At 62.4% G+C, this 13,867-nt stretch carries 15 protein-coding genes; 5 read left to right on the plus strand and 10 right to left on the minus strand.

All coding sequences use genetic code 11. The features are described from left to right. Positions 1-45 precede the first annotated feature (45 nt). Positions 46-918, minus strand: a complete 873-nt coding sequence (dapA, locus tag ACP151_RS06130) for a 4-hydroxy-tetrahydrodipicolinate synthase (protein WP_424977979.1) — start codon at positions 916-918, stop codon at positions 46-48. Between the two features lie 139 nt (positions 919-1,057). On the opposite strand from dapA, the gene ACP151_RS06135 reads away from it, so the two are divergent. Beyond that, positions 1,058-3,016 (plus strand): lytic transglycosylase domain-containing protein, encoded by a 1,959-nt coding sequence (locus ACP151_RS06135; protein WP_424977980.1) that lies wholly within the window; start codon positions 1,058-1,060, stop codon positions 3,014-3,016. Here the strand turns inward: ACP151_RS06135 and ACP151_RS06140 are convergent. Both ACP151_RS06140 and mnmD read right to left on the minus strand, forming a co-directional pair. After that, entirely contained in the window at positions 2,990-3,877 is an 888-nt protein-coding gene (locus ACP151_RS06140) for a DMT family transporter (protein WP_424977981.1), read from the minus strand. The genes ACP151_RS06135 and ACP151_RS06140 overlap by 27 nt on opposite strands. A gap of 35 nt (positions 3,878-3,912) precedes the next feature. Continuing rightward, positions 3,913-4,581, minus strand: a complete 669-nt coding sequence (mnmD, locus tag ACP151_RS06145) for a tRNA (5-methylaminomethyl-2-thiouridine)(34)-methyltransferase MnmD (RefSeq protein WP_424977982.1) — start codon at positions 4,579-4,581, stop codon at positions 3,913-3,915. A gap of 58 nt (positions 4,582-4,639) precedes the next feature. Between mnmD and ACP151_RS06150 the strand changes: the two genes are divergently transcribed. Beyond that, a complete protein-coding gene (locus tag ACP151_RS06150; RefSeq protein WP_424977983.1) occupies positions 4,640-5,680 on the plus strand; it encodes an NAD(P)/FAD-dependent oxidoreductase in 1,041 nt (346 codons plus the stop codon). A gap of 252 nt (positions 5,681-5,932) precedes the next feature. Here the strand turns inward: ACP151_RS06150 and ACP151_RS06155 are convergent, their stop codons facing one another. The 4 genes from ACP151_RS06155 to ACP151_RS06170 all read right to left on the minus strand — a co-directional run bounded on the left by ACP151_RS06155 (position 5,933) and on the right by ACP151_RS06170 (position 9,273). Then, on the minus strand, positions 5,933-6,475 hold the full coding sequence (locus ACP151_RS06155; RefSeq protein WP_424977984.1) for an NADPH-dependent FMN reductase: 543 nt from the start codon (positions 6,473-6,475) through the stop codon (positions 5,933-5,935). 178 nt (positions 6,476-6,653) lie between these two features. Next, positions 6,654-7,313, minus strand: a complete 660-nt coding sequence (locus ACP151_RS06160) for an OmpA family protein (RefSeq protein WP_424978023.1) — start codon at positions 7,311-7,313, stop codon at positions 6,654-6,656. 132 nt (positions 7,314-7,445) lie between these two features. After that, the gene (locus ACP151_RS06165; RefSeq protein WP_424977985.1) at positions 7,446-8,135 is read right to left on the minus strand and encodes a helix-turn-helix transcriptional regulator; all 690 of its coding nucleotides are present in this window, start codon (positions 8,133-8,135) and stop codon (positions 7,446-7,448) included. A 268-nt stretch (positions 8,136-8,403) separates the two neighbouring features. Then, a complete protein-coding gene (locus tag ACP151_RS06170; RefSeq protein WP_424977986.1) occupies positions 8,404-9,273 on the minus strand; it encodes a methylated-DNA--[protein]-cysteine S-methyltransferase in 870 nt (289 codons plus the stop codon). 159 nt (positions 9,274-9,432) lie between these two features. On the opposite strand from ACP151_RS06170, the gene nth reads away from it, so the two are divergent. Together nth and ACP151_RS06180 are read left to right on the plus strand one after the other, a co-directional pair. Next, positions 9,433-10,077, plus strand: coding sequence for an endonuclease III (nth, locus tag ACP151_RS06175; protein WP_424977987.1), 645 nt, complete (start codon positions 9,433-9,435; stop codon positions 10,075-10,077). Positions 10,078-10,138: 61 nt separating this feature from the next. After that, entirely contained in the window at positions 10,139-11,131 is a 993-nt protein-coding gene (locus tag ACP151_RS06180) for an adenosine kinase (RefSeq protein WP_424977989.1), read from the plus strand. Between the two features lie 209 nt (positions 11,132-11,340). On the opposite strand, the gene ACP151_RS06185 is transcribed toward ACP151_RS06180, so the two are convergent. Then, complete coding sequence (locus tag ACP151_RS06185; protein ID WP_424977990.1) at positions 11,341-11,826, minus strand: MarR family winged helix-turn-helix transcriptional regulator; 486 nt, start codon at positions 11,824-11,826, stop codon at positions 11,341-11,343. A gap of 76 nt (positions 11,827-11,902) precedes the next feature. On the opposite strand from ACP151_RS06185, the gene ACP151_RS06190 reads away from it, so the two are divergent. Further along, positions 11,903-12,778 carry an EamA family transporter gene (locus ACP151_RS06190; RefSeq protein WP_424977991.1) on the plus strand — a complete coding sequence of 292 codons (876 nt, stop codon included), beginning with the start codon at positions 11,903-11,905 and terminating at the stop codon, positions 12,776-12,778. Positions 12,779-12,796: 18 nt separating this feature from the next. Here ACP151_RS06190 and ACP151_RS06195 read toward each other — a convergent pair whose 3' ends face one another. Further along, positions 12,797-13,318 (minus strand): hypothetical protein, encoded by a 522-nt coding sequence (locus ACP151_RS06195; RefSeq protein WP_424977992.1) that lies wholly within the window; start codon positions 13,316-13,318, stop codon positions 12,797-12,799. Position 13,319: 1 nt separating this feature from the next. Further along, on the minus strand, positions 13,320-13,802 hold the full coding sequence (locus ACP151_RS06200) for an RNA pyrophosphohydrolase (RefSeq protein ID WP_424977993.1): 483 nt from the start codon (positions 13,800-13,802) through the stop codon (positions 13,320-13,322). Positions 13,803-13,867 lie beyond the last annotated feature (65 nt).

Consider the following 13,867-nt stretch of genomic DNA (forward strand, 5'->3'; position numbering starts at 1 on the left):
CGCTCCCTCGGAGGCCGCCCTTGCTGATTGAATAGGCGCTGCGGTTTACAGCAGGCCTGCATGCCCCATGGCCGCGTCAATGGCTGCCTTTGTGCTGTCTTCCAGCGTGGTTAGCGGCGAACGGACCTCTTGTGAGCACATACCCAGTTTCGACAGGGCATATTTTGCCCCCGCCACACCCGGCTCCATGAAAATGGCCTCGTGCAGGGGCATCAGGCGGTCCTGATAGCCCAGCGCCTTGGCATAGTCCCCCGCCAGGGTTGCGGCCTGGAACTCCGCGCACAGGCGCGGTGCCACATTGGCAGTGACCGAGATGGCGCCGACGCCGCCATGGGCGTTGAAACCCAACGCAGAGGCGTCCTCGCCCGACAGCTGGATGAAATCCGCACCGCAGGATGCGCGCTGCTGGCTGACGCGGGCGATGTCACCGGTGGCGTCCTTCACCCCTACGATGCGCGGCAGCTTGGCCAGCGCGCCCATGGTGGCCGGTGTCATATCGACAATCGAGCGCCCCGGGATATTGTAGATGATGATCGGGATATCGGCGCAGTCATGGGCTGCAGTGAAATGCTGCAGAAGCCCGCGCTGGGTCGGCTTGTTGTAATAAGGGGTCACAACCAGGGCGCCGTCGGCACCAACGGTCTGGGCAAACTCGACAAAGCGAATCATCTCGACCGTATTGTTGGAGCCCGCACCCGCGATCACCGGCACCCGGCCGGCCGCTGCCTTTACGGTTTCCGCGATCACCCTCTCATGCTCTTCATGAGTCAGGGTCGGGCTTTCACCGGTGGTGCCAACCGGCACCAGCCCGGTCGAACCTTCGGTGATCTGCCACTCCACCAGACGTTTGAGCGCATCCAGATCCAGCTCGCCGTTCGAAAACGGGGTAACGAGTGCTGGCATAGAGCCTTTGAACATGAGCACGCTCCCTTCGCTGCAGGTGCAGGCGGCAATCCGCCGCCGTCAAGATGCGGAATGCCGGGAATTTGAGTTGATACCGGCACGCCAATGAGTAACGTTCATGCCTCTATCCCCGGTCCGCTGGAAATTGCAAGAGATGACACGCATTCTGGTCTTAATTCTGCTGATTGCGGCAGCCCTGCCCGGCACGTCGGCGCAAGCGCGCGAATTGGGCAGTGCCCTTGCGCTGATGCGGTCGGAAAAATGGGACCAGGCAGCGCGCGAGGCCGCACGACAGAACAGCGTGGCGCGCGACATCATTGAATGGCACCGGCTGAGAGCCGGGTTGGGATCGGCCGGCGACGTCACGGCCTTTCTGAAACGCCGTCCGGATTGGCCCGGGCTGGCCTACTTGCGACGCCAGAACGAAGACGCAATCGCCAGCGGGAGCCATAGCATCGTTCTGGACTTCTATGCCGACGCCCGGCCACAAACCGCCGAAGGCGCGCTGAGCCTGGGCAGGGCGTTGATTGCGTCCGGACAGCGCGGCGAAGGCGAAGCAGAGATCGTTCTGGCTTGGCGGACCATGGCGATGGGAAGCGCTATCCAGAAGGATTACCTGCGCGCGTTCTCCAAACTCTTGAAACCGCATCATGCAGCCAGGCTGGACAGGTTATTGTGGGACAACCATCTGGTCAGTTCCAAACGGATGCTTCTGCTGGTGTCCAAGGACGAGCGCAAACTGGCAGAAGCCCGTATTGCCCTGCAAGAAGGCGCGCCCGGCGTCGATGGCAAAATCGCTGCGGTTCCTGCCCGCCTGAAAGGGGCTGCGGGCCTCGCCTATGACCGCTTTGCCTGGCGCGACCGCAAGCGGCTGCAGGACGGTGCCATCAGCATGATGATGGAACGCAGCACCAGTGCCGAACGGCTGGGCGAGCCCGGAAAATGGCTGCGCCGCCGCCGGGATCTGGCCCGGCAGCTTATGCGCGACAAGGCATATGAACGCGCCTACCAGCTGGCTGCTTATCATTTCTCCGCGCCTGAAGACGGCTACGGGTATTCAGACTGCGAATGGCTGGCTGGCTACATCGCCCTGCGCAAGCTGCGCGACCCGGAACTGGCCTCGGTGCATTTCCGGCGGTTTCTGGCCTCTGTCGAAACCCCGATCTCGCTGGGCCGCGGCGGCTATTGGCTGGGCCGCGCCTATGCCGAGATGGGACAGGCCGACAAGGCGCATGAGGCCTATGCCAAAGGCGCAGACTACCAGACATCTTTCTACGGGTTGCTGGCAGCAGAGAAGCTTGGCCGCCCCTTTGCCCCGGAACTGGCCACCCCCTCCTCCTTGCCGGACTGGCGCAAGGCGAATTTCATGCGAACCTCGGTGGCTGAAGCCGGTCTGTTGTTGCTGCAGGCCGGAGAAATGGCACTGGCCGAGCGTTTCTTCACGCATCTGGTCGAGACCCTGCCCCCCGATCAGGCCCGGCAGCTGGGAAAAATGGCGGTGGATTTGGGCCAGCCGCATCTGGCTGTAATGATCTCAAAGCGCGCGGCCCGCAGCGGAATAGAGCTTGAGAGCGCGTATTACCCGCTGCACCCGGTCGCCAAGCGGCAACTGCCGATGGCAGAGGAGATGACACTGGCGATCGCCCGGCGCGAAAGCGAATTTGATCCAGCAGTGATCAGCCACGCGGGCGCGCGCGGATTGATGCAGGTGATGCCGGCAACCGCCACGCTGGTGGCGACCCAGCTGGGGATACTGGCAAACCACAAGACGTCGCGGTTGACAACGGAATGGGACTACAATGCCAAGCTGGGCGCCGCATATCTGGCCGGGCTGGCCGGCGACTTCAACGGAAATGTCGTGATGATGGCAGCCGGATATAATGCAGGCCCTCACCGCCCCAGAGCCTGGATGGAACGCTATGGAGATCCTCGCGATGGAACCCCCGACATCATCGACTGGATCGAGCATATCCCCTTTAATGAGACCCGCAATTACGTGATGCGCGTGACCGAAAGCCTGCCGGTCTATCGGGCGCGGCTGGGCAAGACTCCGCTGCCTGTTGCCTTTTCCAAGGAACTAACGGGCTCAACCCTTCACGCGTTCGCGCCATAGGGTGAACAGGCCCGCCGCAATGATGATCCCGGCACCGATGGCCACATTGGCGCGGATCACCTCGCTGAACACCACCATGCCCAGCATCGCGGCCCAGATCAGATGGAAATAGGCAAATGGCTGCACCGCGCTGGCCTCGGCCATCTCATAGCATTTGATCAGCAGCCAGTGGCCGGTCACGCCGGAAACGCACAGCAGCGCCATCCAGAACCAGTCGCCCTGGCTCATCGGCTCCCAGAACCAGATGCCGATAGCTGTCATGAACACCATGCCCGCAATCCCGGTCCAGAAAAAACTGGTGGCGGTGCTGTCTTGGCGTGCGGCGTAGCGCGTCAACAGGCCGTAAACCGCAAACATCAGGGCCGAGACAAAAGGAATAACAGCCGCCGGGTTAAACACGCCCATGCCAGGCTGCAGAATGATCAGCACCCCGATCAGGCCGACACCGATGGCGGCCCAGCGCCGCCAGCCGACGCTCTCGCCCAGAAGCGGGCTGCTCAGCGCGGCAATCAGCAGCGGATAGCAGATAAACACCGCCTGACTTTCGATCAGGCCCAGCACGGTGAAACCATAGACGGCGATGCAGATTTCGCCGACCAATAACACGCCGCGAAAGATCTGCAGCCACAGCTGGTCGGTGCGGGCCGTCTCTTTTATTCCGCCCGGTGCGCGGGCAGCCAGAAACACCACGAAGGCGGCAAAGAACCAATACCGCACCATCACAACCATGTAAGTGTTGTAGGTGCCCGCCAGATGGCGCGAGATGCCGTCCTGCAGCGCAAACACAATGGTTGCGCCAATCATCAGCAGGATGCCGAGCGGCACGTTGTTGGTCTGAACCTTTGCCAGAGGATTGGCCATAGATTTAGCCTGAGGCTTGGCGGGAGCCGCCTGTGTCATGGCTTCACTGCCTTTGTCATATGCCGCTTGCGCCCGTAGCCGGGAATGCGGGTCACTTCAAATCCTGCAGTCTCCAGCCCGCGGCGGACAAACCCTGCCGCAGTGTAGGTCGCCGCTGACCCGCCCGGTACGGTATGCGCCGCAACCTGCGCCATCAGTGCCTCTTCCCACAATTCGGGGTTCTTGGCCGGAGAGAACCCGTCCAGAAACCAGGCATCCGCCTCACCTGTCCACTCTGGCAGCGACATGCGCGCGTCGCCTTGGATCACCTCCAGGTGCAGACTGCCCAGATCGCAGATGCCTGCGCCCTGCCATTTTGCCAGAAACCGCTCTGCCCAAGGTGCCACTGCCGGGAAAGCCTCCAGCGCCCTGCTCATATCTTCGGGCGCCATCGGGAAGGCCTCGAAACTGGTAAAGCGCAGCGGTGCCGCCTGCCCCGCCGCCTCCCAGGCGCGCCAGGCCGCCAGCATGTTCAGCCCGGTGCCAAAGCCCAGCTCGGCAATATGGAAACCGGGCGCAAACCGTGCAGGCAGATCATTTCCGGCCAGAAATACATGATCGGTCTCCGCCAGCCCGTCATGGATCGAGAAATATGGGTCGTCAAACTGATCCGACACCGGCACGGTGCCATCACGCCAGCTGAGCCGGGCCTGCTGGTCTGCCATGCTATTATCCTCTAAGCGGTTGTCCGGAACGGCGCGACACTGGCGAAAGGATCAGCAAATGGCAATGGCGGATATCACGGTGCGGGGCGCGGGCATCTTCGGCCTGTCGATCGCCTGGGTCTGTGCCCGGCGCGGCGCGCGCGTGCACGTGATCGACCCCTATGGCGCAGGCGCCGGTTCCAGCGGCGGGCTGGTTGGCGCCCTTGCCCCGCATGTGCCCGAGAACTGGAACCCCAAGAAGCAGTTCCAGCTGGAAAGCCTTTTGATGGCGCAACGTTTCTGGGCCGAGGTCGAGGCCACCGGCGGCGTCTCGCCCGGCTATGGCCGCACCGGACGGCTGCAGCCGATCAATGACGAGCGCACGTTGGAACTTGCCCGCCAGCGCGAGGTTTCGGCCCGCGAACTGTGGAGAAATCAGGCAGAATGGCGGATCTGCGCGGCGGCTTCGCTCGGCCCTTGGGTGCCGCCCAGCGCCACTGGATATGTCATCCGCGATACCCTCAGCGCCCGCATGCACCCCCGCCGTGCCTGTGCTGCACTGGTCTCTGCCTTGACCGTCATGGGTGTTGAGATCCAGCCGGAGGCCCCGGATCAGGGCAAGGTGGTGCATGCCAAGGGCCATGCCGGGCTGCTGGAGCTGAACGGCGCCTTCGACAAAACTGTCGGCGGCGGGGTCAAGGGCCAGGCTGCCCTGCTGCGCTTTCACGAAGGCGAGGTGCCGCAGCTCTATGCCGACAGCCTGCACATCATCCCCCATGCCGACGGCACTCTGGCCATCGGCTCCACCAGCGAACGGGATTTTGAGGACGGCAAGGCGACCGATGAACGGCTTGACGATGTGATCGAACGCGCCCGCGCGGCGGTGCCCGTTCTGCATGGCGCCGAAGTCATCGAACGCTGGGCAGGCGTGCGCCCCCGCGCCAAATCGCGCGCGCCAATGCTGGGCGCCTGGCCCGGTCGGGACGATCACTTCATCGCCAATGGCGGTTTCAAGATCGGATTCGGCATGGCCCCCAAAACGGCGCATGTGATGGCAGACCTGCTGCTGGAGAACCAAGACAGCATCCCGCAAGGGTTCCGGGTCAAAGACAATCTCTGAGCCGCGCCTGATCTGCTGTGGGGCAGGCGTGGTGCCAACCACCGCACGGTCTTAGCAGCCTGCCCTTGTGGCCACGCACGGCCTGTGCAGCCTGCCCTTGTGGCAGCGCGCGGCACCCACACTCCAAGCGGCGCTTTACAGCGCGCGCCCTGCGCTGCGCAAGCAGCGCCGGGCCCAAGCCCCTAATCTGCCCGCAAGGGCAGCTTGGGGCGCGGGAGCACTGCGCCAGTGGCACCTGCAAGCAGCAAAGGTTCAGCCGAGCGCTTCCGCTCTCAACTTTTGCATCAGGCCGACCAGCGCCGTCTCATAGCGGTCATTGGCAAGCCGCCCGGCCTCATCAAAGGCCTGACCGCTGCCCGCCAGATGCACTTGCGGACCTGTGATCAGCCGGGGCTGGAACGGCACCAGAAATCCCCGCAGCAGGGCCTGTGCCTGCTCGCCGCCCGCCCGGCCTGCCGCTGCCGACATCACGGCGACCGGCTTATCCGCCCAGGGATTGCCTTCGGTGCGGCTGACCCAGTCCAACGCGTTCTTCAGCACGCCAGACGGCGCCTTGTTGTATTCCGGCGTCGATATGGCCACCGCATCCGCCGCCGAAATCTGGTCTGCCAGCGCCTGAACGGCAGCCGGAATGCCTGCTTCTGCTTCAGCATCGCCGTCATAAAGCGGCAAGTTCAAATCCGCCTCTGTCACATCGGCAGCGCCGAACACGCGGGCGGCCTCTGCCAGAAGCTTGCGATTTGTCGCCTCCCGGCGCAGCGAGCCGGAGACTATGAGTAATACGGGATCAGCCATGTGGAGGTTTCCTTCTGTTCACATCTCTGTTGCCGCACCATGTATGAGACAAGCCGATCCATGAAACAGCAGTCGCCGCGCAGTCAATGTGCATCCTTGCGTGAACCACGGCTGAAATGAAAACAGCCCGCTCACCAAACCGGAGCGGGCTGCCAGTGCAGAATGACCTGGGGATGGATCAGGCGGCCTGCGGTATGACCACCACTTCGACCCGGCGGTTCTGCGCCTTGCCTTCCGGTGTCAGGTTAGAGGCCACTGGCTGGTTCTCGCCCCGGCCGATGATCCGCAACCGGTTAAAGGACACACCGCCTGCTTGGATCTGGTCCGCCACAGCATTTGCCCGGCGTTCAGAAAGACCCTGATTGTAGCCTGCGTCGCCGTCACTGTCGGTATGGCCGATCACTTGCACAATGCTGTTGGGATAGCGGACCAGGCTGTCAGCGACACGGCGGAGATCGCCCTGCACCGCCGGGGAAACCGCAGCACTGTCGGTGGCAAAGGTCAGGTCATTCGGGAACGACAGGATCAGCCGGTCGCCGGTGTTGACGATGGTGATATCATCATTGGCCAGGGTCTGGCGCAGCTCGCGCTCCTGCGCATCCAGCTGGTTGCCAATCACCCCGCCTGCGGTTGCACCGACCAATGCGCCGGTCACGGCCCCAAGCCCGCGGTCGGAATCATTGGCTATGGCCCCGACCCCTGCGCCGATAATGCCGCCCAGGATCGCCCCCCGCTGGGTCTTGCTGCCCGGCGTGGCAACGGTTGCCGGATCCGTACAGGCGCCAAGACCCAAAGCTGCGGCAACAATACCTGCCGTGGTGAGTTTCATCTGCATCATCAAATCTGCCTTTTGCTTACTCAAACCCGGGCCAATGCCCGGCAGTCCGCAAGAATATCATGGCGCAACGCCCAGTTCACAAGGCAAGAGCTGCCTGTTTCGGCGATTTCCCGCGCAAACCGCCCTTTTCCATTACGGCGCAAAGGCGAAATCCCAGCCTTCCTGCTCCATCCACAGCTTGCGCAGGGCCTGTGCCTCGGCCGCGAAACTTTCCTCCATCAGGTCGGCCGCAAACATCCGGTCGGTGCGAAAATGCCGGAACCCGCCGCGCAATTCGCACCAGGCTGCCAGCATCGTGCATTCGATATGGTAGATCAGCGCCAGCGGGCGTAGGGTGCGGCAGGTTTCACCCCTGTCAGCACTGACATAGGAAATCTGCAATTTACGGCACTCACGGACCGCCTGCCGCAGCAGCCCTTTGGACACGCAGCCCTGTTCGGGATCATCAAGCGGCGCGCCCCAGGGGGCCACTTGCAGCCATTCCGCCGAGGCGTGCACATCGCTGATCTTGCGGCTGACACGGGCTGCAGCTTGCTGCATGGCCCCATCGCCCGTGCGCATCAGCATCGCCAGCCCCACATGCAACGCCTCCAGCTCCTCCTCGTCAAAATTCAACGGTGGAAGATCATAGCCTTTGCGCAGCATATAACCGATGCCGGCCTCACCTTCGACCGGCGTCCGCATCGCCTGCAGCGCCACGATATCGCGGTAGATGGTGCGCTTGCTGACCTCCAGCTGCGCCGCAAGATCCTCAGCCCGCACAGGTGACGCCGCGGTGCGCAGGATCTGGATGATTTCAAACAGGCGGCCGGTACGGGGCATGGGCAGGTTCCAGTGACATTCTGCTGACATCCTAGCACATGCAGCTGACAACAGCCTGTCAGCAGCAATCGGCTTTTCTGTTCTTCAGAAAAGGAGACACCGATGCTGACCTATGAATGGATTGCCATGATCACCCTGGGCCTGGAGCGCTGGGATACACGGCCGCGTTGCCTCAAACCCTATGAAGCTGAACGGGACGCCGCCCGCAGGCAACATGAGGCCCGGCAGAAGACGGCACCGGCGCCACCCGGCCTGCTGCAGCGGCTGTTCAGTCGGCAGCGTGCATATCACCTGCCCCAGCCTCCTCGCCGCGCGCCGCTTCAAAAGCAAGCATCGCGCGTTTGACTGGCAGCCCCCAATGGTATCCGCCCAGCGCGCCGGACTTGCGCAGGGCCCGGTGGCAAGGGATCAGCCAGCTGACCGGGTTGCGCCCGACTGCCGTGCCCACGGCGCGCACTGCCTTGGGCGCGCCGATGGCCTGGGCCAGTTCGGAATAGGTGGTGACATGACCCGAGGGGATGCGCAGCAGCGCCTCCCATACTTTGATCTGCATAGGTGCACCGATCAAATGCAAGGCAGTTTCCCCCTTCTGGGCAAAGGCCGCTTCCGCCAGCGGTGCCAGATAGCTGGGGTCTTCGATGAATTCCGCCTGCGGCCATCGGGCGCGCATATCTGCCATGGCAGGCTCTGCGCCAGTCTCGGCGGCAAAGGCCAGGCCGCAGATGCCTTTGCCCGTGCCCATCACCAGCGCCAGTCCAAAAGGGCTGTCAAACCAGCCCCAGAAGACACGCAGGCCCTCCCCTTTGCGGGCGTATTCGCCCGGGCTCATCGCTTCCCAGCGCAGGAACAGGTCATGCAGGCGGCCTGAGCCCGACAATCCCACCGCGTGCGAGGCCTCCAGCGTGGTAAATCGGTCGCGCAGCAATGCCTTGGCGTGACCCAGCCGCAGGTACTGCTGATACCGTTTTGGAGACACACCAACCCAGGCTGAAAACACCCGCTGGAAATGTGCCGGGCTCATATCCATGCGGGCAGCCAGCTGCTCCAGAGACAGATCATCACCGCCATCGTCGATCAGTTCGATCGCCCGGCGCATAACGCCGTAATGATAAGTATTTTCCCGCGCTTCGATGTTCATCGGTCCAGCCTGTTATTGAACGTGCGCTTTCAAGGTAATCCAGTCACTTCGGCCAATCGACCCGGAACTTGCGACAAAGCTGCGGCCCAGCCGCAGCAGCCGATTGCAGGCCGCAAATTCAATTGCGCTTTCAGCGCGGCCCTGTACATATGGCGCGCAATGGCAAAGCAACTCGATTATCATACACTCCGCGAGATCTTCACGCGGTTTCAGGCAGCGGAACCGGAGCCCAAAGGCGAACTGGAGCATGTCAACGCCTACACGCTGGTGGTCGCGGTGGCGCTGTCGGCACAGGCAACGGATGCCGGTGTCAACAAGGCGACCCGTGAATTGTTCAAGATCGCGGACACTCCGCAAAAAATGCTGGACCTGGGCGAAGAACAGCTGATTGAACATATCAAAACCATTGGTCTGTTTCGCAATAAGGCCAAGAACGTGATCAAGCTGTCAAAAATCCTGGTCGAAGACTACGGCGGCGAAGTGCCGAACTCCCGCGCCGCGCTGCAGTCCCTGCCGGGCGTGGGGCGCAAGACGGCAAATGTGGTCCTCAACATGTGGTGGAAACAGCCTGCCCAGGCGGTGGACACCCATATCTTCCGAGTCGGCAACCGCTCTGGCATCGCGCCGGGCAAGGATGTGGACGCGGTGGAGCGTGCGGTGGAGGACAATATCCCCGCCGATTTCCAGCAGCATGCCCATCATTGGCTGATCCTGCACGGACGCTATTACTGCAAGGCACGCAAACCGATGTGCGGAACCTGCCTGATCCGCGACCTTTGCATGTACGAAGACAAGAACCTGTAAACTTTTTGGGCGGCATAGTTGCCACGACCAAATTCGCTCTGGAATTCCCCAAGGAGGGACCATGACCAAATCCTATCAGCTCGTCGGCATCGGCAACGCCGTGGTGGACGTGATCGCACAGTGCGAGGACAGCTTCCTCGCAGAACAGGGTATCGAGAAAGGCATCATGCAGCTGATCGAACGGGATCGCTGCGAGGATCTGTATGCATCGATGGGTAACCGCGTTCTGACTCCGGGCGGCTCGGTTGCCAATACCATCGCCGGGGCTGGCGCCCTGGGGCTGGAGGCTGCTTTCATCGGCCGGGTCCGCGATGATGCGCTTGGCAAATTTTACGCCGATGCGATGAGCAAAGAAGGCGTCGCCTTTGTGAACCCGCCGGTTACAGAAGATGACCTGCCGACCTCGCGCTCGATGATTTTTGTGTCGCCTGATGGCGAACGGTCGATGAACACCTACCTGGGCACATCGTCCGAGCTGAGTTCAGCAGATGTGCCGGAAACAGCTGCGGGCAATGCCCAGATCATGTTCCTGGAGGGCTACCTGTTCGACAAGGACAAGGGCAAGACCGCCTTCATGGAAGCCGCGCGCGCCTGCCGTGAAGGCGGCGGCAAGGTCGGCATCTCGATCTCCGACCCTTTCTGCGTCGAACGCCATCGCGCGGATTTCCTGACCTTGATCGGCGAAGAACTGGATTTCGTGATCGGCAATCAGGATGAAATCTGCGCCCTGTTCGAGACCGACAACCTGGAAGACGCTATGGCCAAGACAGCCGTGATCTGCCCGCTGGTTGTCTGCACCCGCTCCGGCGACGGGGTGACTGTTCTGAACGAAGGCGTGCGCATCGACGTGCCGGTCGAAGCGATTGTGCCGGTCGATGCAACCGGAGCAGGCGACCAGTTTGCGGCCGGTTTCCTGTTCGGCATGGCAACAGGGCGCAGCATGGAAGTCTGCGCCCGGATGGGCTGCATCTGCGCAGGCGAAGTGATCCGCCACATCGGCCCGCGCCCGGAAACCAATGTGGGCCAACTGCTGGAAGAGGCCGGTCTGGTTTAAGCCGCCCCGCTTAAAAAACGGCCAGTTTCTGACAGCCAGGGCGCTCCCGCCCGCCGGAACAGCACCAAATGGTGCTTTCCCGTCCGTTGGGCCCGGCGCGGGGCGGCAAAGCCGCCCCGCAACCCCACGTGGGGGGGGGGCCGGGGGGGGGGGGGGGGGGGGGGCCGCGCCCCCCCCCCCCCCCCCGGGGCCGCCGCAATTGCAGCGCCTCAGTTATCTGCTGCGGTCTGAGCCTTGCTCAGCAGTGAATTGAGCATCGCCATATCCCCGCTGCTGAGCCCCTCCACCAGTTGTGCCTGTGTCTGCACATGGGCTGTCACCGCCCGGTCAATCAGGGCAAAGCCTTGCTCTGTCAGACCGACCAGAAAGCTGCGGCTGTCCTGCGGGTTCACTTCGCGCTTGACCAGCCCATCCGCCTCCAGCCGGTCCAGCCGATTGGTCATCGTGCCAGAAGCCACCATCGTTGCCTTCAGCAAATCCCCCGGCGACAGCGCATATGGCGCGCCAGAGCGGCGCAGCGTGGCCAGCACGTCGAACTTGGCCGCATTCAGGCCAAACTTTGCAAAGGTCTTATGCATCTCGCGCTGATAGGCCAGATACAGCCGCGCGACCCGGCCGATGATCCCCATGGCCGTAACATCCAGATCCGGCCGCTCCCTTTCCCATTGCTGGGTCACAAAATCCACATGGTTCATTCTTCATTGTTTAGCCACGCATATCTTGACGTCAAGATAAAACCCATTATCTCGATGTCGAGACATGGAGATTGACATGCCGAACCGAACCCTTCTGCTGACCGCGCTGGCGCCCGCCATCTGGGGCAGCAGCTACATCGTGACGACCTCTCTCTTGCCGGGGCATTCGCCGCTGACCGTCGCCTTGCTGCGGGCGCTGCCTGCCGGGCTTTTGCTACTGGCATGGGTGCGCCAGCTGCCGCCTCTGAACTGGCTGCCGCGCCTGGCCGTGCTGGGCGCATTGAACTTTTCGCTGTTCTGGGTGTTGCTGTTTGCCGCTGCTTACCGCCTCCCTGGCGGAGTGGCTGCAACGCTCGGCGCCGTGCAGCCACTGATTGTCGTATTTCTGTCAGCCTTGATTCTGAAGACGCAGATCCGGTCCGCATCAATTGCCGCCGCCGTGCTGAGCATTGCCGGAGTCGCTCTGCTGGTGCTGACTCCGGCAGCGCAGCTTGATGTACTGGGCGTGCTGGCAGGCCTTGGCGGTGCGTTGTCGATGGCGGCGGGTGTTGTCCTCACCCGCAAATGGCAGCCGCCGGTGCCGCCTCTCACCTTCACGGCCTGGCAATTGACTGCAGGCGGGCTTTTGCTGGTGCCTGCTGCACTATGGGTCGTGCCGGAATGGCCGGTCTTCACTGCAGCCAATATTGCGGGATTGGCCTATATGAGCCTGATCGGCGGCGCGCTGACCTATATCCTCTGGTTCCGCGGCCTGGCCCGGATAGATCCTGCGCAGGTTTCTCTGCTTGGCGTGCTCAGCCCCTTGTCGGCTGTGGGCCTTGGCTGGCTGTTTCTGGCCGAAACACTGACGCTCAACCAGATGCTGGGTGCCTTTCTTGCGCTGTTCAGTCTTTGGCTCGGCCAATCGGGACTGAGACGGCGCAAGAAACGCGCTGCCGCACCGGCAGAGTAACCGGCAGAGCTACCCGCGTCATCGCGACAGAGCTGGCACGCAGGCCTTGCCGCGGTGGCAATCTATCACTTGCTTCCTGACCTGTGGCGTGTCCGGAAAGACAAAGCCGGGACAGGCATTGACACGGATCACCAGCGCGCCGCCCTGCTGCTGCGCAAAAAACATGTAGTCTGATCCCGGTTCAATCCCGGCGCACCAGGGCCCCAGGCATTCGACTTCCAGCACTGCCGGCACATTGACCCGCTGCGAGAAATACCGGCCGTCCAGCATCTTGCCTGTCAGGCGCGCCGGTATGCGGGTCAGCGGCGGTGTATCGTTGGGATCTTCCGCGTGGGAAACCGGCAAACGCGCTTTGTCGAACTGCACCTCGCCCGCAATAATGTTGTAGACGCTTTCAGACTTTGCAGCCGCAAGATAGGCATCTGTTGCCTCAAGCGGCCTGCAGCTGAGCGCCAAGGCTGGCGCGGCGGAAACGGCCAAAACGCCCGCAGCAGCTGCACCAGCTGCGGCAACGCGCAGATTTCTGAAAATCCAATTCATTCTACAGATACTCCCTGAACTCCTCGATAACCCGCACATAGACCTCGCGTTTGAATGGCACGATTTTCTCGACCAGACTTTCCACCGGCTGCCAGCACCAGGCCGAAAACTCAGGATGATCCGTCTCGATGTTGATTTGATCATCCGCCCCCAGAAACCGCATCAGATACCACTTCTGCTCCTGCCCGCGGTATTTGCCACCCCAGAATTTCGGCACCACGTCATGCGGCAGGTCATAGGGCAGCCAGCCGTTGCTTTCTGCGATGATCTCCACCAGTGCGGGCGCCACACCGGTCTCCTCTTCCAGCTCGCGCAGAGCTGCGGCGCGCGGATCCTCGCCTGCATCAATCCCACCCTGCGGCATCTGCCAGGCGTCCTTGTACCGGTCCTTGCGCTGGCCGACCCAGACGCCGCCATCAGCATTGATCAGCATCACGCCGACATTGGGGCGGTAAGGCAGTTCGGCAATCTCTTCGGGTGTCATCCGGCTCTCCTCGGCATGTCTTTCATAACCTTAGACCGCTTGCCGCAGAGGCACGCAAGAGGGTG

The sequence above is a fragment of the Leisingera sp. S232 genome (genome assembly GCF_049800895.1).
Classification (GTDB): Bacteria; Pseudomonadota; Alphaproteobacteria; order Rhodobacterales; family Rhodobacteraceae; genus Leisingera.